A 20379-nucleotide genomic window follows, 5' to 3' on the forward strand; every position below is an offset into this window, starting at 1 on the left:
CAGGGATCAGTTGTCGTAGCCCAGGTTCGGCGCCAGCCAGCGTTCGGTCACGGCCAGGTCCTGGCCTTTGCGCGCGGCGTAGCGGGTGACCTGATCCTTGTCGATCTTGCCCACGGCAAAGTATTGCGCCTGTGGGTGGGCGAAGTACCAGCCGCTGACCGCCGCCGCCGGGAACATGGCGTAGTGCTCGGTAAGGAACACGCCGCTGCGCCCGGCCTGCATTTCGCGGGCTTGGGGGTCGAGCAGTTGGAACAGTTGCGCCTTCTCGGTGTGATCCGGGCACGCCGGGTAGCCGGGGGCAGGGCGGATGCCGCTGTACTGCTCCTTGATCAGCGCTTCGTTATCCAGCTGTTCGTCCTTGGCGTAACCCCAATGTTCCTTGCGCACCTGCTGGTGCAGCCACTCGGCGCACGCTTCGGCCAGGCGGTCGGCCAGGGCCTTGACCATGATCGAGTTGTAGTCGTCGCCCGCGTCCTGGTACGCCTTGGCCACTTCTTCGGCGCCGATGCCGGCGGTGGTGATAAAACCGCCGATGTAGTCGGTGACGCCACTGCTCTTGGGCGCGACGAAGTCGGCCAGGGAGAAGTTCGGCTTGCCATCGGTCTTGATGATCTGCTGGCGCAGGTGATGCAGCTTGGCAAGCGTCTGGCCATCGTCGCCGTAGACTTCCAGGTCATCCTCGTCGACCTGGTTGGCCGGCCAGAAACCGAACACTGCACGAGCGCTGATGAGTTTTTCGTCGATCAGCTTGTCGAGCATGGCCAGGGCATCGGCGTACAGCGCGGTCGCCGCTTCGCCCACCACCTCATCGGTGAGAATGCGCGGGAATTTTCCGGCCAGGTCCCAGGAAATAAAGAACGGCGTCCAGTCGATGTATTCGGCCAGCACCCTCAGGTCGATATTGTCCAGCACCTTGGCGCCGGTGAAGGTCGGCGTTACCGGGGTGTAGCCGGCCCAGTCGAACTGCGGCTTCTTGGCGATGGCCGCCGCGTAGCTCAGGCGCTCGGTGCGCGCGCTGCGGTTGGAGGTGCGTTCGCGCACTTCGATGTAGTCCTGGCGAGTCTTCTCGACAAAGCCGGCTTTCAATTCCTTGGACAGCAGTTGCGTGGCCACGCCCACTGCGCGCGAGGCGTCGGTCACGTAGATCACCGCATCGTTGCTGTATTTGGGCTCGATCTTCACCGCCGTATGCGCCTTGGAGGTGGTGGCGCCACCAATCATCAGCGGCAGGTGGAAGTCCTGGCGCTGCATCTCGCGCGCCACGTGCACCATCTCGTCCAGGGACGGCGTGATCAGGCCGGACAGCCCGATGATGTCGCACTTCTGCTCCTTGGCCACCTGCAGGATTTTCTCCGCCGGTACCATCACGCCGAGGTCGACGATGTCATAACCGTTGCACCCCAGCACCACGCCCACGATGTTCTTGCCGATATCGTGCACATCGCCCTTCACCGTAGCCATCAGGATCTTGCCTTTGGCTTCCGGCTTGTCGCCTTTTTCCAGCTCGATGAACGGGATCAAGTGGGCCACGGCCTGTTTCATCACGCGGGCGGATTTCACCACCTGGGGCAGGAACATTTTGCCGGCGCCGAACAGGTCGCCAACGATGTTCATCCCCGACATCAGCGGGCCTTCGATCACTTCGATCGGGCGCGCGAATGACTGTCGCGACTCCTCGGTGTCTTCGACGATATGGGTGGTGATGCCCTTGACCAGCGCATGCTCCAGACGCTTGTTGACGTCCCAGCCGCGCCACTCTTCGGTTTCGGCTTCCTTGACGCTGCCGTCGCCCTTGAACTTGTCGGCGATGGCGAGCAGGGCGTCGGTGCCCTCCGGCGTGCGGTTGAGCACCACGTCTTCCACGGCATCACGCAGCTCGGCCGGTATCTGGTCGTAGATCTCCAACTGGCCGGCGTTGACGATACCCATGGTCAGTCCCGCACGGATCGCGTGCAGCAGGAACACCGAATGGATCGCTTCGCGCACCGGGTTGTTGCCACGGAACGAGAACGATACGTTGGACACGCCGCCGGATGTCAGCGCATAGGGCAGCTCATCGCGGATATACGCGCAGGCATTAATAAAGTCGACCGCGTAGTTGTTGTGTTCCTCGATGCCGGTGGCGACCGCGAAGATGTTCGGGTCGAAGATGATGTCCTCCGGCGGAAAACCCACTTCATTGACCAGAATGTCGTAGGAGCGTTTGCAGATTTCTTTCTTGCGCGCTTCGGTGTCGGCCTGGCCGGCTTCGTCGAACGCCATTACCACCACCGCCGCGCCGTAGCGTTTGCACAGCCTGGCGTGGTGAATGAACTGCTCGACGCCTTCCTTCATGCTGATGGAGTTGACGATGCCCTTGCCCTGGATGCACTTGAGCCCGGCCTCGATCACCTCCCACTTGGAGGAGTCGATCATGATCGGTACGCGGGAGATGTCCGGCTCGCCGGCAATCAGATTGAGGAAGGTCACCATGGCCTTCTTCGAATCGAGCATGCCCTCGTCCATGTTGATGTCGATCACCTGGGCGCCGGCTTCTACCTGCTGCAGGGCGACTTCCAGGGCTTCGGTGTAGTTATCCTCGCGGATCAGCCGGGCAAACTTGGCGGAACCGGTGATGTTGGTGCGTTCGCCGACGTTGACGAACAACGAGCTGCGGTCGATGGTGAACGGCTCCAGCCCGGACAGGCGGCAGGCCTTGGGAATGTCCGGGATCACGCGCGGCGCGTAACCGGCCACGGCCTTGGCGATGGCCTCGATATGCCCCGGCGTGGTGCCGCAGCAACCGCCGACGATATTGAGAAAGCCGCTCTGGGCGAATTCTTCGATGACCTTGGCGGTTTGTGCGGGCAACTCGTCGTATTCGCCGAATTCGTTAGGCAGGCCGGCGTTGGGGTGCGCCGACACATGGGTATTGGCCTTGTTGGACAGCTCTTCCAGGTACGGGCGCAGTTCGCTGGCGCCAAGGGCGCAGTTCAGGCCCACGGAAATCGGCTTGGCATGGGCCACCGAGTTCCAGAACGCTTCGGTCGTCTGGCCCGACAGGGTGCGGCCGGAGGCGTCGGTGATGGTGCCGGAGATCATGATCGGCAGCTCAAGGTTCAGCTCCTCGAACACGCCTTGCACGGCGAAGATCGCGGCTTTGGCGTTGAGGGTGTCGAAAATGGTTTCGATCAGGATCAGGTCGGCGCCGCCTTCGATCAGGCCCTTGGTGGCCTCGGTGTAGTTTTCCACCAGTTCATCGAAGGTCACGTTGCGATAGCCGGGGTTATTGACGTCGGGCGACAGCGAGCACGTGCGGCTGGTAGGGCCGAGGACGCCGGCGACGAAACGCGGCTTGGCCGGGTTTTCGGCGGTCTTGGCGTCGGCAATCCTGCGCGCCAGGCGCGCGCCTTCGACGTTCAGTTCATAGGCCAGTTCTTCCATGCCGTAGTCGGCCATGGAAATGCGCGTGGCGTTGAAGGTGTTGGTTTCGAGGATGTCGGCACCGGCATCCAGATAAGCCTTTTCGATCCCGCCGATCACGTCCGGACGGGTGATCACCAGCAGGTCGTTGTTGCCCTTGACGTCGCTGGGCCAGTCGGCAAAGCGTTTGCCCCGGTAGTCGTGTTCTTCCAGTTTATAGCTCTGAATCATCGTGCCCATGCCACCGTCGAGGATCAGGATGCGTTCCTTGAGGGCGTGGTGAAGGGCTTGCAGACGCGCGCTACGATCGGACATGGGACTACTCTGGTCAGGCATTACGGAGGGTAGGGATCATAGCAAACCTGTGCCGATTTTGAGCATGCCTGGATTTGCATGAATATCGTTCATGTTGCCCCGCTGCATGGCCCGGTAGAATCACCGCCAATTTTTCTGCGCACCCCTTGATTCGGGACCGATCCATGTCACTTCGTTTACTCGTCGGGGCCGTGCTGGCCTTGCTCGCCAGCACTGTCCAGGCGCAGGGTCCCGTACCGGCGATCTCCTACACCCGCGATATCCAGCCGATTTTCACCGAGAAGTGCGTGGCCTGCCATGCGTGTTACGACTCCGCCTGCCAGTTGAACCTGGGCAGCGGCGAAGGCGCGGCACGGGGTGCGAGCAAAGTACCGGTCTACGATGGCGAACGCAGCCAGGCAACCAAACCGACGCGTCTGTTCTACGACGCCTTCGGTAAAGCCGCCTGGCAACGCGAGGGGTTCAGCTCGGTACTGGATGCCCAGGGCAGCCAGGCTGCCTTGATGGCGCGCATGCTGGAACTGGGTCATCGCCGTAGTCCGCTGACGCCCAACGGCAAACTGCCGGACGACATAGTGCTGGGCCTCAATCGCGAAAACATGTGCCCCTTGCCGGGGGAGTTCGACGCCTATGCCGGCGCGCATCCCAACGAAGGCATGCCGCTGGCGGTCACCGGGCTGACCGACGCGCAATACCAGACACTGCAACGCTGGCTGGCGTCCGGGGCCAGCATCGATGAGCAAGGCGTGGCGCCAAGCGCCAGCGAAGCCGCGCAGGTGTTGCAATGGGAAAACCTGCTTAACGCCCCAGGCGCTCGCGAGAGCCTGGTGGCGCGCTGGTTGTTCGAGCACCTGTTTATTGCCCATTTGTATTTCGACGGTGGCGAGTCGGGGCACTTTTTCCAATGGGTGCGCTCGCGTACCCCCAGCGGCCAGCCGATTGACCTGATCAACACCCGTCGCCCCAACGATGATCCGGGCACGCGGATCTACTACCGTCTCTGGCCTGTGCAGGGCGTGATCGTGCACAAGACCCACATCACTTACCCACTCAGCGCAGCCAAAATGGCGCGAATCAAAGCGCTGTTTTACGGCAGCGATTGGCAAGTCAGTGCGCTGCCGGGCTACGGACCCGGTCGCCGCGCCAACCCGTTCGAAACGTTCGAGGCGATCCCGGCCAAGGCGCGTTACCAGTTCATGCTGGATAACGCCGAGTACTTCGTGCGCACGTTTATTCGCGGGCCGGTATGCCGTGGGCAGATCGCCACGGACGTGATCCGCGACAACTTCTGGGCGTTGTTCCAGGACCCGGACCATGACCTGTACGTCACCGATGCACGTTATCGCGGCCAGGCCACGCCGTTGCTGGCCATGCCGGGGCAGAACGATGACGTCGGCAGTGTGCTCAGCCTGTGGCTCAAGTACCGCGACAAGCGCAATCAATACGAAGCGCTGCGCCGCGACAGCTACGCAGACCTGCCGGCGCCCAGCTGGTCGACCCTGTGGGCCGGCAATGACAATGCGTTGTTGAGCATCTTTCGTCACTTCGACAGTGCCTCGGTCAATAAAGGCCTGATTGGAGAGGTGCCGCAGACAATGTGGCTGTTCGATTACCCGTTGCTGGAGCGCACCTATTACCAGCTGGTGGTCAATTTCGATGTATTCGGCAACGTATCGCACCAGGCCCAGACCCGTCTGTACTTCGACCTGATCCGCAATGGCGCCGAGCAGAACTTCCTGCGTCTGATGCCGGCCGACGCCCGTGAGGACTACCTCGACGATTGGTACCAGAACAGCGGCAAGCTCAAACTGTGGCTGGACTACGAAGCGATCGACGACGACACACCCACCGGCCTGCACCTGGGTAAAAAAGATCCGAAGCGCGATTTCGCCCAACAACTGCTCGCCCGCTACGGCGACTTGAACGCCAGCCCCGACCCGATCAACCGGTGTGCCGGTGCCTATTGCTCGCGTGAAGGCATTGACCCGGCGCTGCAGGACGTCGATCAGGCCCTCAGCCGTCTCGCCTCACGCCCGGCGGCAGGGCTCAAGGTGATCAATCAATTGCCTGAAGCCACGATGCTGCGCGTCGAAACCCCGGGCGGCAAACGTGAGGTCTACAGCCTGTTGCGCAACCGTGCGCACAGTAACGTGGCGTTCCTGTTGGGCGAGGCGTATCGCTATCAACCAGGGCTGGACACGCTGACGGTCTACCCTGGGGTGCTGAGCAGCTACCCGAACTTCATATTCAATCTCCCCGCCGGGGAGGTGCCGGAGTTCGTCTCCCGCATGGAGCAGGCCCAGGATGCCGAAAGCTTCGAGAAAATTGTCGATCGCTGGGGCGTGCGTCGCAGCCATCCGCAGTTCTGGAAGTACTTCCACGACCTGTCGCGCTACCTGCACGAGACCACCCCATTGGAAGAGGGCGTGCTGGACATGAACCGTTATCAAAACCTCTGACGTGTGCGGTTGGGCTTTTCCGACAAAAACACTAGGACTTTGTAACTCTGTAATGATTTGGCGTAAACTGCCGGCAAGCCTGTGAGGAGTTTCCATGACTGCCATAACCATTACCGACGCCGCCCACGATTATCTGGCCGACCTGCTGTCCAAGCAGAACACCCCGGGTATCGGCATCCGCGTCTTTATCACCCAGCCCGGCACCCAATACGCCGAGACCTGCATTGCCTACTGCAAGCCTGGCGAAGAGAAACCTGAAGACACCGCCCTGGGGCTCAAAAGCTTCACTGCGTATATCGATAGCTTCAGCGAAGCGTTTCTCGACGATGCAGTGGTTGATTACGCCACCGACCGCATGGGCGGCCAGCTGACCATCAAGGCGCCGAACGCCAAGGTGCCGAACGTCAACGCCGACAGCCCGGTCAACGAGCGCATCAACTATTACCTGCAAACCGAAATCAACCCAGGGCTGGCGAGCCACGGCGGCCAGGTCAGCCTGATCGACGTAGTCGAGGATGGCATCGCCGTGTTGAAGTTCGGCGGCGGCTGCCAGGGCTGCGGCCAGGCCGACGTGACCTTGAAGGAAGGCATCGAGCGCACCTTGCTTGAGCGCATTCCGGAGCTCAAGGGCGTACGTGACGTGACTGACCACACGCAGAAAGAAAACGCCTACTACTGAGTAAGGTGTTCACTGCAAACAAAAAAACGGCGCCCCGTGAGCGCCGTTTTTTTATGGTTTAAATTCAGGTGGTTACGCTATATATCTCATAAGTTGGATCAGGTAGTGCGAAGGCTTGCCTGGGATTCTGGCGAGTCAGCGTCGATATTCGTTTACTGAAGGTCCTTATCGGGGGCGAGCCCCCTCCCACATGAAGCAACCTCACAGCGACCAGTGAACGCGGTCAACTGTGGGAGGGGGCTTGCCCCCGATAGCGCCGGATCAGCAACCAAGCCGCCCACTGATACACCCCTATAAAAATAAATTAAATCAAAAGCTTATATCTAATTTATAAGGTTATTTATCAAGGTCGATAAAGGTGTGCATGCCCCGCCCGATACAACGAAGATTCACTGAAACCGTCACTGGCCAGCACCCGGCCCACCACAATCAACGCCGTGCGCCGAAAACCTTTGGCGGCGACTTTCTCGGTGATATCCCCCAGCGTGCCCACCGCCCAATCCTGATCCGGCCAGGTCGCGCGATGCACCACGGCGATCGGGCAATCCGCGCCGTAATGCGGCAGCAGTTCGGCGACGATCTTTTCCAGATGGTTGACCCCCAGATGAATCGCCATGGTAGTGCCATGTTGCGCCAGGCTGGCGAACTCCTCGCCGGCAGGCATGCGGGTCTTGTCGGCATAGCGCGTCAGAATCACGCTCTGGGCGATATCCGGCAGGGTCAGTTCGGCTTCCAGCAAGGCCGCGCAAGCGGCAACGGCGGTGACACCGGGGACGATCTGGAACGGGATGCCCAGCTCACGCAAGCAGCGAATCTGCTCGCCAATTGCCCCATACAGGCTAGGGTCGCCGGAATGTACCCGCGCCACATCGAAGCCTTTGGCGTGGGCGGTCTTGATCAGTTCGATGATCTGTTCCAAGTGCAGCTCAGCGCTGTTGACCACCTGTGAGGCCTGATGCCCCTCCAGCACCGCGGCCGGCACCAGCGAGCCGGCATAGATGATCACCGGGCAGCTGCGGATCAATCGCTGGCCCTTGACGGTGATCAATTCCGGATCGCCGGGGCCGGCGCCGATAAAGTAGACGGTCATGGAGCGTTCCTGTGAAAAAACGGGCGAGCATGAAGATTACTCATGATCGGGGAGGGCGATTATCGGGTTTTTAACCCGTGCAGGCCAATGCCACGGTGGCGTGGGCATTTTTGCGGCGGGTGATCAGCAGCCTGGCAGGGGCGCCGCTGATCTGTTCGGCCGCCGCCAGCGCGGCGCTCTCGGCAATGCCGTAACAGCCGGTATGGGCAAAAGCCACAAGAGATTTGTGGCTCAGGCGCCCTTCATACGCCGCCAGATGCCGGGCGTTAAAGTCCAACAAGGGCAGGTTCAAGGCTGCGGCCAACGCCAGCAGCCCTGGTTCGGCCTGTTTCAGATCGATACTCGCCAGTGCAGCGAGCTGGCGGCGCTCGACGCCTGCTTCGACCAATGCCGCATCCAGCAACGCCAACAGAGTGTGCACCTCGCAACCTCGCTGGCAGCCCAGGCCGGCGACGAGGGTCATGCCGCGTAATGACTGTCGCCATGGCGACGGAACCACCACGCGCTGATCAGGCCCAGGGCCAGCCAGAACACCATGTTGGTCAGCTGCGAGGCGATCTTGAACTGCGCTTCCAGCGCCTGCGGCGCCAGCATCGAATGCACGGCCGGCTGTGGCGCGCCAATCACATGGGGCACCGCCAGGATCGCCACGCCCAGGACTTTGAGCAGCACATTGCGACCGAACACCAGCAAGGCGATGCCGACCGCAGTGGACGCGGCGGTGCCGATCCACCAGGTCTGGCGCAGCGCCAGGTCAGCCGCTGCGGTGCCCGGCAGTTCCGGCGGCAGGCCCAAGGTCGGCGCCAGCACGAAGGTTGCGTAACCGGCCAGGCCCCACAGCAGGCCCTGGGCGGTGCGTGTCGGGGCACGCAGGGTGTAGAGACCGGCCAGCATCAAGGCAAAACCGACGGCCACCACCAAGTTGCCGGCGGTGGTCGACAGCACGCGCTGCCAGCCGTCTTCCGGCTCCCAGGCTTCGGCGTCGTGGGTGTGCGTGGCGGTGCCGGCGGCGTGTTCATGGGCTGCCGGTGCCTGCTCGAAAGTCTCGGCCTGCAAAATCAGCGGTGCCACCCAGAAGCTTTGCAGCAGGGTCAGCAGCAAGGCGGCCAGCAGGCCGGTGAACCCCGCGGTTTGCGCAATACGCTTGATCATCTCGGCAGGCCTCAGTGGCACGGGAACGCGGCGCTGTGGCGGGTATCGTGGGCGGCGTTGTGCACCGCCTCGATGTGCGAGAAACCGGCGAAATACACCAGGCATGCACCAAGGATCGACGCACCGATGGCGGCGGTCAGGCGTTGGCTCAGGGTAGTGGTGCCGCTGACGGCGGGCGAGGTGCTGCTGATGATCGACATGGCGCGTCCCTTTCAAGTGTCTGGGGTGGAGACGTGCGCATGAAAACCCCGCGAGCCGGGCTCGCAAGGTTTAAACAGCGCCCGCCCACCGCGGGTTTGTTATCTGATTTTTTCGGGCCGGTCTCCGGGCTTGCGAGGGGGCTCTGCCAGGAACCCTTAAAGCGTCGCCTTCCCATGCTCAAGCACAGTGGCCGTGACGCTTCGCTCGCTTACCGTTGCGGGGGCAGCACCGGACTTTTCACGCAGGCATCAACCTGGCGAATCACCGGTTTCCCGTTTCACCCTGTGAAGGGCACCCGAAACAAGATGTGTAGGAGAGCATGGGTGGCGGACGGTAGTCAAATGCGACCAGCCCCTGTAGCCTTGCACCCTCGAGGTTCTTCGGCCCAGGCCGAAGCTAAGAAGGGAACGCGGTCAAAGCCGCGGCTGCCCCCGCAACTGTGAAGGGTTCAGTTGACTGCCATGCCACTGCCATCAGGCGGGAAGGCGCAGTCGGCGCCGGTCGCAAGACCTGCACGCCCCAAGCCAGGAGACCTGCCTCGGCACCGATTTTCAATTCAACCGGGCGGGGTGATCCGGTGACGAAATCTGCTGCTGCGCGCCTGCGCAGGGCCATCGTCCCGTCTGCCCGCCCCCAAGGGCATCCGATGAAAACACTGGCCAAACTCCCCGTCACCATCGTTACCGGCTTTCTCGGCTCGGGCAAAACGACCTTGCTGCGCCATATGCTCGACAACGCCCAGGGCCGTCGCATTGCGGTGATCGTCAATGAGTTCGGCGAGCTGGGCATCGACGGCGAGATCCTCAAACAGTGCTCCATCGGTTGCACCGAAGAAGAAGCCAACGGCCGCGTGTACGAGCTGGCCAACGGCTGCCTGTGCTGCACGGTGCAGGAAGAATTCTTCCCGGTGATGCGCGAACTGGTTGCCCGTCGCGGCGACCTCGACCATATCCTGATCGAAACCTCGGGCCTGGCCCTGCCAAAACCCTTGGTCCAGGCCTTCCAGTGGCCGGAAATCCGCAGCGCCTGCACGGTGGATGCGGTCATCACCGTGGTCGACAGCCCGGCCGTGGCCGCCGGCACTTTTGCCGCGTTCCCGGATCAGGTCGACGCCCAGCGCAAGCTCGACCCGAACCTGGACCACGAATCGCCGCTGCACGAACTGTTCGCCGACCAACTGGCCAGCGCCGACCTGGTGATCCTCAATAAATGTGACCTGATCAGTCCCGATGACCTGGCCCGTGTGCGCCTGGAAGTCGCCGAAGAACTGCCGCCGGCGGTGAAGATTGTCGAAGCCAGCAGCGGTCGCCTGCCTTTGGAGGTGCTGATCGGTCTTGGCGCAGGCTCCGAGGATCACATCGACGCCCGTCACAGCCATCACGATCACCACCACGACGGTGAAGACGATCATGATCACGACGCGTTCGACTCCATCTCCATCGATCTGCCCCAGGCCGACGAAGCGCTGCTGCTCGATGCCTTGACGCAACTGGTGGTGCAACACGGCATCCTGCGCGTCAAAGGCTTTGCCTCCATTCCCAACAAACCGATGCGCCTGTTGATCCAAGGCGTGGGTACGCGTTTCGACAAGCATTTCGATCGCGCCTGGACAGCCGACGAACCGCGCATCACGCGCCTGGTGCTGATCGGTCAGGACCTGGACGCGGCGGGCCTTGAAGCGCACCTGCGCGCCGCGCTCAGCGTTTAACCCATGCACCTGCTCAGGACTCAGCCCGGTGGTTTCGTCGCGGACGACAATATCGCCGACCTTGGCCAAACGCCCGCCGAGCTGGTGGTCCTGTGCAGCGGCGATTCCAGCCTGGCGCTGCTGGCCGAAGCGGCCCGGCAGCTGCCCGACGATTACCCGAGCCTGCGCCTGGCTAACCCCATGCAGGTGCAGAACCATGCCTCGGTGGACCTGTATGTCGACGAGGTGCTGCGCCACGCCAAGGTGATTCTGATTTCGCTGCACGGCGGTATCGGTTATTGGCGCTACGGCGTCGAGCGCCTGGTGGAGCTGGCCGAGCGCGGCGTGAGGTTGATCCTGGTGCCGGGGGATGATCGCCCGGACCCGGAGCTCAGCGGCCTGAGCACGGTTAACGCCGAACAGCGCGACCGCTTGTGGCAGTTCCTGCGCCAGGGTGGGTTGGGCAATGCGCTGGATTTCTATCGCTGCCTGGCCAGTGCTTACCTGGGCCGCGATTATGCCTGGGCCGAGCCGCACACCTTGCCGCGCACGGCGATTTATCACCCGCGCCACGCCAGCCCGCGGTTGAGCGATTGGCAAGCGGATTGGCGCGCCGAGTGGCCGGTGGCGGCGGTGCTGTTCTATCGCTCGCATTTGCAGGCGGCCAATACCGGCTTTATCGATGTGTTCTGCCAGCGCCTGCAGGCGGCGGGGCTGAACCCGTTGCCAATGGCGGTGGCGAGTTTGAAAGAGCCGGGCTGCCTGGCGGTGGTCGAGGACTTGCTGGATGAAGTCGGCGCGGCGGTGATCCTCAATACCACCGGTTTCGCCCAATCCAGCCCGGAAGCGCCGCATCTGCGCCCGTTTCGCCGCAATATCCCAGTGATCCAGGCCATCTGCGCCCAGGACAACCAGCCCGGCTGGGAGGCCAGCGAGCAAGGCCTGGGCCCGCGGGACCTGGCCATGCACATTGCCTTGCCGGAACTGGACGGGCGCATCATCAGCCGGCCGATCAGCTTCAAGGATCTGGCCTGGCGCAGCGAGCGCAGCCAGTCCGACGTGGTGTGCTACCGCGCCGCGCCCGAGCGCATGGATTTCGTCGCCGAACTGGCACGGCGCTGGGTCGAACTGGCGCGGGTGCCGAATGCGGACAAACGCATCGCCCTGGTGCTGGCCAACTACCCGACCCGCGACGGTCGCATCGGCAACGGCGTCGGGCTGGACACTCCGGCGGCGGCGCTGAATATCCTGCGGGCGCTGCACGCCGAGGGCTATCCGCTGCCGGATGCGCTTCCCGACAGCGGCACCGCGCTGATTCACGAGCTGCTCGGCGGCGTCACCAATGACCTCGACAGCCTGGACCTGCGCCCTTGCCATCAGAGCCTGGGCCTGGACGAGTACCAGGCGATGTTCCTGCGCCTGCCCGAGGCCAACCGCCAGGCCGTATTGCAGCGCTGGGGTGCGCCGCAGCAAGACCCGATGTGCCGCGATGGCCGCCTGATGATCGCGGGCCTGCGCCTGGGCCTGACCTTTGTCGGCATCCAGCCGGCGCGCGGTTACCAGGTGGACGCAAGCGCTGTGTACCACGACCCGGACCTGGTGCCGCCCCATGGCTACCTGGCGTTCTATTTCTGGTTGCGCCACACCTACGGTGCCCACGGCGTGATCCACGTCGGTAAGCACGGCAACCTGGAATGGCTGCCGGGCAAGGGGGTGGGGCTCTCGGAACACTGCTGGCCGGATGCACTGCTCGGCCCGCTGCCGAACATCTACCCGTTTATCGTCAACGATCCGGGCGAGGGCGCCCAGGCAAAGCGTCGTACCCAGGCGGTGATTATCGACCACCTGATGCCACCGCTGACCCGCGCCGAAACCTACGGCCCGCTGCGCGACCTGGAGCTGCTGGCGGACGAGTATTACGATGCGCAACTGCTCGACCCGCGCCGCGCCCGCGAGTTGCAGAAAGACATTCTCAAGCTGGTGCGCGAAACCCGCATCGACCAGGAACTGCAATTGGATGGCGACGCCGATGCCGCGATTTGGCTGCCGCGCCTGGACACTTACCTGTGCGACCTCAAGGAGTCGCAGATCCGCGACGGCTTGCACATCTTTGGCGAATCGCCCCAGGGCCGTCTGCGCATCGATACCTTACTCGCCTTGCTGCGCATCCCGCGCGGCGATGGCCGTGGCGCGCAATCGAGCCTGCTGCGCGTACTGGCCAAGGCATTCGCGCTGGGCTTCGACCCACTGGACTGCGCCCTGGCCGAACCGTGGACCGGTCGGCGTCCCGAGCTGTTGCAAGGCATTGATGCGCAGCCGTGGCGCACCGCTGGCGATACCCGCGAGCGCCTGGAGCTGTATGCGGCGCGGCTGATCGAACAGGCTCTGCAAGGGCCCCTGGAGGTACTGCAGGCACCGGGCTGGGAAGAGGTGAACGCGGTGATCGAGCACTTGCGCAGCATCGTCGCGCCACGCCTGGACGCCTGCGGCCCGGCGGAAATGCGCGGCTTGCTGGATGCGCTGAGCGGCCGTTTCGTGCCGGCCGGGCCCAGCGGCGCGCCGAGTCGCGGGCGCCTGGATGTGTTGCCCACCGGGCGCAATTTCTTCAGCGTGGACGTGCGCAATCTGCCCACCACCACGGCCTGGCGCATCGGCTTCCAGTCGGCCAACCTGATTCTGGAGCGGCATTTGCAGGATCACGGCGACCACCTGCGCCAACTCGGTCTGTCGGTGTGGGGCACCGCGACCATGCGCACCGGCGGTGACGATATCGCCCAGGCCATGGCGCTGATGGGCGTGCGGCCGGTCTGGGCCACCGGCAGCCAGCGGGTGGACGACTTCGAGATCCTGCCGATCAGCCTGCTCGACCGCCCGCGCGTCGACGTGACCTTGCGCGTGTCGGGGTTCTTCCGCGATGCCTTCGCCAACCTGATCCGCCTGTTCGACGCGGCGGTGCAGGCCGTTGCGGCCCTGGACGAACCGGACGATCTGAACCCACTCGCCGCCAAGGTGCGCAGCGAGCGCGAGGCGTTGCGCCAATCCGGGCTGGACGCCGAAGCGGCAGCGAAACAGGCCGGCTGGCGGATCTTCGGCGCCAAGCCGGGGGCCTACGGCGCCGGTGTGCAGGGCGCGATCGACGGGCGCCTGTGGCAAAGCCGCGCGGACCTTGCCGAGGTCTATCTGAACTGGGGTGGCTACGCGTATGGCGGGTCCGACGAGGGCACCGTGGCCCGTGAGCAGTTTGCCCAGCGCCTGAGCCAGGTGCAGGCGGTGCTGCAAAACCAGGACAATCGCGAACACGACCTGCTCGACTCCAATGACTATTACCAGTTCCAGGGCGGCATGCTCGCCGCCGTGGAAACCCTGAGCGGCGACAAAGCCGCCAGCTACCATGGCGACCACAGCCAGCCGGACCTGCCGAAGATCCGCACCCTGAAGGAAGAGCTGAACCGGGTGATCCGCGCCCGCGCCGCCAACCCCAAGTGGATCGATGGGGTGAAGCGCCACGGCTATAAAGGCGCGTTCGAGATGGCGGCCACCGTGGACAACCTGTTCGCCTTCGACGCCACCACCGCGCTGATCGACGATCATCAATACGCCTTGCTCGCCGATGCCTACCTGCTCGACCCCGACACCCGGGCGTTCGTGCAGCAGCACAACCCCGCCGCATTGCGCGACATGACCGAGCGCATGCTCGAAGCCCAGCAGCGCGGCCTGTGGCAGGCGCCGGGTGCCTACCGTGAAGCCTTGGAAAACCTGTTGCTGGATATAGAAGAAGACAGCCAATGACCGATATTCCCCATTTTCCACTGTCCGCCGTGGTCGGCGCCGATGACCTGAAACTGGCGCTGTGCCTGGCGGCCATCGACCCCAGGATCGGCGGCGTACTGATCGAAGGCCCGCGTGGCATGGCCAAGTCCACCCTGGCCCGTGGCCTGGCCGATCTGCTGGCCAGCGGTCAATTCGTGACATTGCCGCTGGGGGCCACCGAGGAGCGCCTGGTGGGCACCCTGGACCTGGACGCCGCGCTGGGCGAGGGCCGTGCGCAGTTTTCCCCGGGCGTGCTGGCCAAGGCCGATGGCGGCGTGCTGTATGTCGATGAAGTCAACTTGCTGCCCGATCACTTGGTTGACCTCCTGCTGGACGTGGCCGCCAGCGGCACCAACGTGATTGAGCGCGACGGCATTTCCCACCGCCATTCGGCGCGGTTCGTGCTGATCGGCACCATGAACCCGGAGGAGGGCGAGTTGCGCCCTCAACTGCTGGATCGCTTCGGCTTCAATGTGGCGTTGAGCGGGCAGACCCTGCCTGCCGAGCGCGGGCAGATCATCCGGCACCGTCTGGATTTCGACAACGACCCCGCCGTCTTCTGCGCCGAGTGGGCCGAACAGCAGACGGCGTTGCGCGAGCGCTGCGCTCAGGCGCGCGCGCGGCTGGACAGTATCGAGCTGGATGACCGCGCCCTGGCGCAGATTGCCGAGCGCTGCTTTGTCGCGGGGGTCGACGGCTTGCGCGCTGACCTGGTCTGGCTGCGCGGCGCCCGGGCGCACGCAGCGTGGCGGGGCGCGGATGAGATCGCCGAGGAAGATATCGAAGCCGTCGCGGAATTTGCCTTGCGCCACCGTCGCCAGGCGCCGTCCGCACCGACCAGCCCGCCTAATCAGGGGCAGTCGCCGACACCCTCGGACACCTCGCCCGCCCAAGGTCAGTGGGGCGATATGCCCGCACCGGCGCTGCCCACCGGCGCTCGCCGAGACGTGCCCGCCTGGCCAAAAAAGCCCTAGGCATCCGCCCCCGACCTGACGCGGGGACGGATGCCCGCCCCAAGGCAGGGCGACTGGACAACGGCAGGCAGGGTAAGGCGCGCAGCGCGCGGCAGGGCGCAATCAACTGGCCCGGAACCTTACTCGGCGGCCGGCCGCATTCCCGTGAAGACCTGCGCTACCATCTGCGCAGCCGTTCGGCCCATGAGTTGTGGCTGGTGATTGTCGATGCGTCGGCGTCTACCCGGCGACATCGTGCGTTAACCGACGCGAAGGGCTTGCTCGCCCAGCTGTTTGACGACGCCTACCGGCAACGCGCGCGCATGGCGTTGTTGACCGCCAGTGGTCAGGTGCCGAAATGGCAGGTTCAGGGGTTGAAAGCTGCGAAAGGCCTGACCGGCTGGCTGGATCAGCTGGGCGCCGGCGGTGGAACGCCGTTGCTGGCGGCGCTGACCGAGGCGCAGCATTGGTTGATGGCGCGACGCAAGCAGTATCCGGCTGAGCAGCAGCGTGTGTTGGTGATTACGGATGGGCGGCTCAAGGACATCGGCGGGTTGCCGTTATTGGCGTGTGCGGGGTTGCTGGTGGATATCGAGCGCGGGCCGATCAGGCTGGGGCGGGCCCGGGAGTTGGCGGCTGGGTTGCAGTTGGATTATCGGCATATCGATAAGTTGTAGTGCCGGTGTCGCCGCTATCGGGGGCGAGCCCCCTCCCACACTCGACAGCATTCCAAAGGGTGTACTCGGTCAAATGTGGGAGGGGGCTTGCCCCCGATGAGGCACTCACCTACACCACCCCCTCCATCAACCAGCCCCCGGCACATTCGGCCAAAGGTCCGCCACCAGAAACAAGCGCTCGGCTTCCTCCCAACCTTCACCGTTCTGCACCATGCGCACCAGCAGCTGCGCGGGCGCCATCGGATCAAGGTCGGCCAGCCAGGCCTGCATCTGTTCCTCGCTCCACACCTCGTCCGCCGGGTAGTGCGCCGGCGCCAGCCAAGCATGGCGGGGCAGGGGTTGCCAGCGTCCGGGCGCGCTGACCGCGACAAAATCCCGCCAATCGCGCTGATGCAACCAACGCCCGCGCAGGTGCTGAGGGTGAGCGCCAGCCGGTGGTTCGGCCAGGCCGGGCCAGGGATAGAGCAAATACCCGCCCAGCCACAAATGCGCATCGAACGCCTGAATACCCAGCGCCGCCAAGGCTTCACGGCTTTCCGGGCGTGCCGAAATCGGCAGTTGGTGCTGGGCCAGGTGCGCCAGTTTGCGGTCCAGCCGGTCGTGACAGCCGGGGCCCAGCCACTGCGCACTGTCCTGGCCGTTGCCATCCTGCGGGCCGAGGTAGAGTTTGATCGCCAGTTCCAAGTGATGCACGCCGTTGCGGTCGCGCAGCAGCATGTCCAGCTCGCCGAGGGTATGCCCGGCGCGGCGGATCGGCAGGTTGGCAGCCAGCAGTTCCACGCCCGGCGCATGCTGCACGGCGAATTGCCACAAACGCTCGTAGTACAGCCCCAGGCGTCGGGTGCGTGACAGGCTCAACCAGTGCCGCAGGGCGCCGCTGTCCTGGTCGAGGCTGTGCAGCCAGTGTTCGAGCCGATCCGGCGCTTGCACCCAGTCACTGCCCGCCAGCGGGTGGCGCTGCGGCCAGGGCGCGCGCGCCAGCATCGGCGGAGCGAGGATCACCCACGCCAGGTCGCGCACCTCGGGGTGGCGCAGCAGGCGGGGCAGGTTGAGCAGATCGGGGAACACAGTCATGGTCCGAGCATAGCCTTTTCACTGCGTTGAAGGGGGCTGAGAACCGTTGTCATCAAGGCTTCGTGGCGACAAAGGATTTTGCCTGGCGCGACCTTTCGCCCATAATCGTTTCTTTTTTGCCACACCCCAACGCCCGCAGGAGCCCCATGGAGCAATTTCGCAATATCGGCATTATCGGTCGCCTGGGCAGTACCCAGGTGCTGGACACCGTCCGCCGGCTTAAGAAGTTTCTGCTCGAGCGCCACCTGCATGTGATCCTCGAAGACACCATCGCCGAAATCCTTCCCGGCCACGGCCTGCAGACTTCGTCACGCAAGATGCTCGGCGAAGTCTGTGACATGGTGATCGTGGTCGGCGGCGACGGTAGCCTGCTCGGCGCGGCCCGGGCGCTGGCGCGGCATAACGTGCCGGTGCTGGGGATCAACCGGGGCAGCCTGGGGTTTCTCACCGATATCCGCCCCGATGAGCTGGAAGTCGAAGTGGCCAAGGTACTCGACGGCCACTACCTGGTGGAAAACCGCTTCCTGCTGCAAGCCGAAGTGCGTCGCCACGGAGAAGCCATCGGCCAGGGCGACGCGCTGAATGATGTGGTGCTGCACCCTGGTAAATCCACGCGCATGATCGAGTTCGAGCTGTATATCGATGGTCAGTTCGTGTGCAGCCAGAAGGCCGATGGCCTGATTGTCGCCACGCCCACCGGCTCCACCGCCTATGCACTGTCCGCCGGCGGCCCGATCATGCACCCCAAGCTCGATGCCATTGTGATCGTGCCGATGTATCCCCATATGTTGTCCAGCCGACCGATTGTGGTCGATGGCAACAGTGAGCTGAAAATCGTGGTGTCCAAAGACATGCAGATCTACCCGCAAGTCTCCTGCGACGGGCAGAACCATTTCACCTGCGCCCCCGGTGACACCATCACCGTGAGCAAAAAGGCACAGAAGTTGCGCCTGATCCACCCGCTGGATCACAACTACTACGAAGTGTGCCGTACCAAGTTGGGCTGGGGCAGCCGCTTGGGGGGTGGAGGCGACTGATGCTCGATCCCGCGCGTAGCTACGACCTGATTGGAGACGTGCACGGATGCGCTCATACCCTTGAGCACTTGCTCGACCAGTTGGGGTACCACAAGCAGGCCGGCACCTGGCGACATCCGTCGCGCATGGCGGTGTTCCTCGGCGATATCATCGACCGTGGCCCACGCATCCGCGAAGCGTTGCATATCGTCCACGACATGGCCGAGGCCGGCCAGGCGCTGTGCATCATGGGCAACCACGAGTTCAACGCCCTGGGCTGGACCACGCCGGCGCCGCCGGGCAGTGGCAAGCAGTTCGTGCGCGAGCACACCCCACGGCACGCGCGGCTGATCCAGGAAACCCTGACCCAGTTCGAGCAGCATCCGGCCGACTGGCAGGACTTCATCGGCTGGTTCTACGACATGCCGTTGTTCGTCGATGCCGGGCGTTTTCGCGTGGTGCATGCCTGCTGGGATCAGAGTTTCATCGAACCTTTGCGTGCCACGTTCCCGGATGGCTGCATCGATCCGCACTTCCTGCAGGCCGCCGCCGTCCCCGGCAGCTTTGCCTGCAATGCCTTCGACCGCCTGCTGCGCGGCACCGATATGCGCCTGCCCGGCGGTCTGACGCTGACCGGCGGCGACGGCCTGACGCGTTCGTTCTTTCGCACCAAGTTCTGGGAAGACGATCCCAAGACCTACGGCGACATCGTGTTCCAGCCCGACGCGCTGCCCGAGCCGGTGGCGCGCACGCCGTTGTCGCCCCATGAAAAAAATTCCCTGCTGCGCTATGGCGTCGACGAGCCGTTGCTGTTTGTCGGCCACTACTGGCGCAGCGGCAAGCCGGCGCCGATTCGCCCCAACCTGGCCTGCCTGGACTACAGCGCAGTGCTGTACGGCAAGTTGGTGGCCTATCGACTGGACCAGGAAACACGCCTGGATCCGAGCAAGTTCGTATGGGTCGATGTTGAGCGGCCGCAGGTGATGAAATGAGCAGCGTGGCGGTATTGCGCTTGCCCCTGAGCGTCGACCTCGGCGGTTTCGTCAAGCTGCTGCAACGCATGCAGGTGCCCCATCGCGTCAGCGAAGAGGCCGGCGAGCAGGTCTTGTGGGTGCCGGAAAGCATCAGCGACGATGTGCGCGTGTTGTATCAACGTTTCCCGGCGGGCGACCCGGACCGGCAACTGGACATTCCCGAGCAGGCGCCCGTGGCGCGCCCTGGCTTTGCCCAGCAAGTGCGACGCAGTCCGGTGACCGCGCTGGTGCTGCTGGCCAGCCTGGTGGTGGGGGCGTTGACCCTGCTGGGCGACAACCTGCAGGCGATGAGCTGGCTGAGCTTCCTGCCATTTCGGGTGCTGGGCGAATATATCCAGTTCACCCCGCTCGCCGACAGCCTGGCGTCGGGGCAGTGGTGGCGGCTGGTCACGCCGATGCTGCTGCACTTCGGCATCCTGCACCTGGCCATGAACGGCATGTGGTACTGGGAACTCGGTCGGCGCATCGAAGCGCGCCAGGGCAGTATCAACCTGCTCGGCCTGACCCTGTTATTCAGCCTGGTCTCCAACTACGCGCAATACGCCTACGGCGGGCCCGGCCTGTTTGGCGGGTTGTCCGGCGTGTTGTATGGCCTGCTGGGGCATTGCTGGATCTATCAGCTGTTGTCGCCCAACCCGACCTATCGTCTGCCCCGTGGGGTGCTGGCGATGATGCTGATATGGCTGGTGCTGTGCCTGTCGGGGCTGGTATCGATGATCGGCTTCGGTGAAATCGCCAACGCGGCCCATGTGGGCGGGCTTGTGGTCGGCTGCTTTACCGGCTTGCTGGGCGGGCTCTACAGCCGCCGTAAAACGCCTCTTAATTAAAGG

General features: G+C 63.9%; 15 protein-coding genes and 2 riboswitches. Of the genes, 9 read left to right on the forward strand and 6 right to left on the reverse strand.

Translation table 11 applies throughout. The annotated features are described in order from the left end of the window. Positions 1-6 precede the first annotated feature (6 nt). A complete protein-coding gene (gene metH, locus G7025_RS05460) occupies positions 7-3717 on the reverse strand; it encodes a methionine synthase (RefSeq protein WP_181077214.1) in 3711 nt (1236 codons plus the stop codon). A gap of 164 nt (positions 3718-3881) precedes the next feature. Between metH and G7025_RS05465 the strand changes: the two genes are divergently transcribed. Together G7025_RS05465 and nfuA are read left to right on the forward strand one after the other, a co-directional pair. Then, positions 3882-6176, forward strand: a complete 2295-nt coding sequence (locus G7025_RS05465) for a fatty acid cis/trans isomerase (RefSeq protein ID WP_181077217.1) — start codon at positions 3882-3884, stop codon at positions 6174-6176. 94 nt (positions 6177-6270) lie between these two features. Next, positions 6271-6855 (forward strand): Fe-S biogenesis protein NfuA, encoded by a 585-nt coding sequence (gene nfuA, locus G7025_RS05470; RefSeq protein WP_034097045.1) that lies wholly within the window; start codon positions 6271-6273, stop codon positions 6853-6855. Between the two features lie 343 nt (positions 6856-7198). Here the strand turns inward: nfuA and cobM are convergent, their stop codons facing one another. The 4 genes from cobM to G7025_RS05490 all read right to left on the reverse strand — a co-directional run bounded on the left by cobM (position 7199) and on the right by G7025_RS05490 (position 9297). Next, complete coding sequence (cobM, locus tag G7025_RS05475) at positions 7199-7945, reverse strand: precorrin-4 C(11)-methyltransferase (protein ID WP_181077218.1); 747 nt, start codon at positions 7943-7945, stop codon at positions 7199-7201. A gap of 70 nt (positions 7946-8015) precedes the next feature. Further along, positions 8016-8408, reverse strand: a complete 393-nt coding sequence (locus tag G7025_RS05480; protein WP_181077220.1) for a cobalamin biosynthesis protein — start codon at positions 8406-8408, stop codon at positions 8016-8018. Continuing rightward, positions 8405-9097 carry a CbtA family protein gene (locus G7025_RS05485; protein ID WP_181077222.1) on the reverse strand — a complete coding sequence of 231 codons (693 nt, stop codon included), beginning with the start codon at positions 9095-9097 and terminating at the stop codon, positions 8405-8407. The genes G7025_RS05480 and G7025_RS05485 overlap by 4 nt, the downstream gene beginning before the upstream one ends. A gap of 11 nt (positions 9098-9108) precedes the next feature. Next, the gene (locus G7025_RS05490; RefSeq protein ID WP_181077224.1) at positions 9109-9297 is read right to left on the reverse strand and encodes a CbtB domain-containing protein; all 189 of its coding nucleotides are present in this window, start codon (positions 9295-9297) and stop codon (positions 9109-9111) included. A 98-nt stretch (positions 9298-9395) separates the two neighbouring features. After that, a riboswitch (cobalamin riboswitch) is annotated at positions 9396-9612 on the reverse strand. A gap of 42 nt (positions 9613-9654) precedes the next feature. Then, a riboswitch (cobalamin riboswitch) is annotated at positions 9655-9853 on the forward strand. A gap of 91 nt (positions 9854-9944) precedes the next feature. Here G7025_RS05490 and cobW point away from each other — a divergent pair. The 4 genes from cobW to G7025_RS05510 are packed head-to-tail and all read left to right on the forward strand — an operon-like array spanning position 9945 to position 16425. Continuing rightward, the gene (gene cobW, locus G7025_RS05495; protein ID WP_181077225.1) at positions 9945-11006 is read left to right on the forward strand and encodes a cobalamin biosynthesis protein CobW; all 1062 of its coding nucleotides are present in this window, start codon (positions 9945-9947) and stop codon (positions 11004-11006) included. Positions 11007-11009: 3 nt separating this feature from the next. Continuing rightward, a complete protein-coding gene (gene cobN, locus G7025_RS05500; protein WP_181077226.1) occupies positions 11010-14774 on the forward strand; it encodes a cobaltochelatase subunit CobN in 3765 nt (1254 codons plus the stop codon). Continuing rightward, positions 14771-15769: an ATP-binding protein gene (locus tag G7025_RS05505; RefSeq protein WP_181077227.1), complete on the forward strand. Its 999-nt coding sequence runs from the start codon at positions 14771-14773 to the stop codon at positions 15767-15769. Before cobN ends, G7025_RS05505 begins: the two co-directional genes overlap by 4 nt. A gap of 53 nt (positions 15770-15822) precedes the next feature. Next, positions 15823-16425, forward strand: coding sequence for a vWA domain-containing protein (locus G7025_RS05510; RefSeq protein WP_219855185.1), 603 nt, complete (start codon positions 15823-15825; stop codon positions 16423-16425). Between the two features lie 126 nt (positions 16426-16551). Here the strand turns inward: G7025_RS05510 and G7025_RS05515 are convergent, their stop codons facing one another. Continuing rightward, positions 16552-17499, reverse strand: a complete 948-nt coding sequence (locus G7025_RS05515) for a DUF1853 family protein (RefSeq protein ID WP_181077229.1) — start codon at positions 17497-17499, stop codon at positions 16552-16554. Positions 17500-17645: 146 nt separating this feature from the next. On the opposite strand from G7025_RS05515, the gene G7025_RS05520 reads away from it, so the two are divergent. The 3 genes from G7025_RS05520 to G7025_RS05530 are packed head-to-tail and all read left to right on the forward strand — an operon-like array spanning position 17646 to position 20376. Beyond that, the gene (locus G7025_RS05520; protein ID WP_003217892.1) at positions 17646-18536 is read left to right on the forward strand and encodes an NAD(+) kinase; all 891 of its coding nucleotides are present in this window, start codon (positions 17646-17648) and stop codon (positions 18534-18536) included. After that, positions 18533-19507 (forward strand): metallophosphoesterase, encoded by a 975-nt coding sequence (locus tag G7025_RS05525; RefSeq protein WP_375139323.1) that lies wholly within the window; start codon positions 18533-18535, stop codon positions 19505-19507. Before G7025_RS05520 ends, G7025_RS05525 begins: the two co-directional genes overlap by 4 nt. Next, positions 19504-20376 carry a rhomboid family intramembrane serine protease gene (locus G7025_RS05530; protein ID WP_181077231.1) on the forward strand — a complete coding sequence of 291 codons (873 nt, stop codon included), beginning with the start codon at positions 19504-19506 and terminating at the stop codon, positions 20374-20376. The genes G7025_RS05525 and G7025_RS05530 overlap by 4 nt, the downstream gene beginning before the upstream one ends. The last annotated feature ends 3 nt before the right edge of the window (positions 20377-20379 follow it).

This window comes from Pseudomonas lurida (assembly GCF_013522705.1).
Lineage (GTDB): Bacteria > Pseudomonadota > Gammaproteobacteria > Pseudomonadales > Pseudomonadaceae > Aquipseudomonas > Aquipseudomonas quebecensis.

Bases quoted from the DNA above. Each gene is read 5' to 3' on its own strand.
- metH (WP_181077214.1), bottom strand. From the start codon at position 3,717: ATGTCCGATCGTAGCGCGCGTCTGCAAGCCCTTCACCACGCCCTCAAG.
- G7025_RS05465 (WP_181077217.1), top strand. From the start codon at position 3,882: ATGTCACTTCGTTTACTCGTCGGGGCCGTGCTGGCCTTGCTCGCCAGC.
- nfuA (WP_034097045.1), top strand. From the start codon at position 6,271: ATGACTGCCATAACCATTACCGACGCCGCCCACGATTATCTGGCCGAC.
- cobM (WP_181077218.1), bottom strand. From the start codon at position 7,945: ATGACCGTCTACTTTATCGGCGCCGGCCCCGGCGATCCGGAATTGATC.
- G7025_RS05480 (WP_181077220.1), bottom strand. From the start codon at position 8,408: ATGACCCTCGTCGCCGGCCTGGGCTGCCAGCGAGGTTGCGAGGTGCAC.
- G7025_RS05485 (WP_181077222.1), bottom strand. From the start codon at position 9,097: ATGATCAAGCGTATTGCGCAAACCGCGGGGTTCACCGGCCTGCTGGCC.
- G7025_RS05490 (WP_181077224.1), bottom strand. From the start codon at position 9,297: ATGTCGATCATCAGCAGCACCTCGCCCGCCGTCAGCGGCACCACTACC.
- cobW (WP_181077225.1), top strand. From the start codon at position 9,945: ATGAAAACACTGGCCAAACTCCCCGTCACCATCGTTACCGGCTTTCTC.
- cobN (WP_181077226.1), top strand. From the start codon at position 11,010: ATGCACCTGCTCAGGACTCAGCCCGGTGGTTTCGTCGCGGACGACAAT.
- G7025_RS05505 (WP_181077227.1), top strand. From the start codon at position 14,771: ATGACCGATATTCCCCATTTTCCACTGTCCGCCGTGGTCGGCGCCGAT.
- G7025_RS05515 (WP_181077229.1), bottom strand. From the start codon at position 17,499: ATGACTGTGTTCCCCGATCTGCTCAACCTGCCCCGCCTGCTGCGCCAC.
- G7025_RS05520 (WP_003217892.1), top strand. From the start codon at position 17,646: ATGGAGCAATTTCGCAATATCGGCATTATCGGTCGCCTGGGCAGTACC.
- G7025_RS05530 (WP_181077231.1), top strand. From the start codon at position 19,504: ATGAGCAGCGTGGCGGTATTGCGCTTGCCCCTGAGCGTCGACCTCGGC.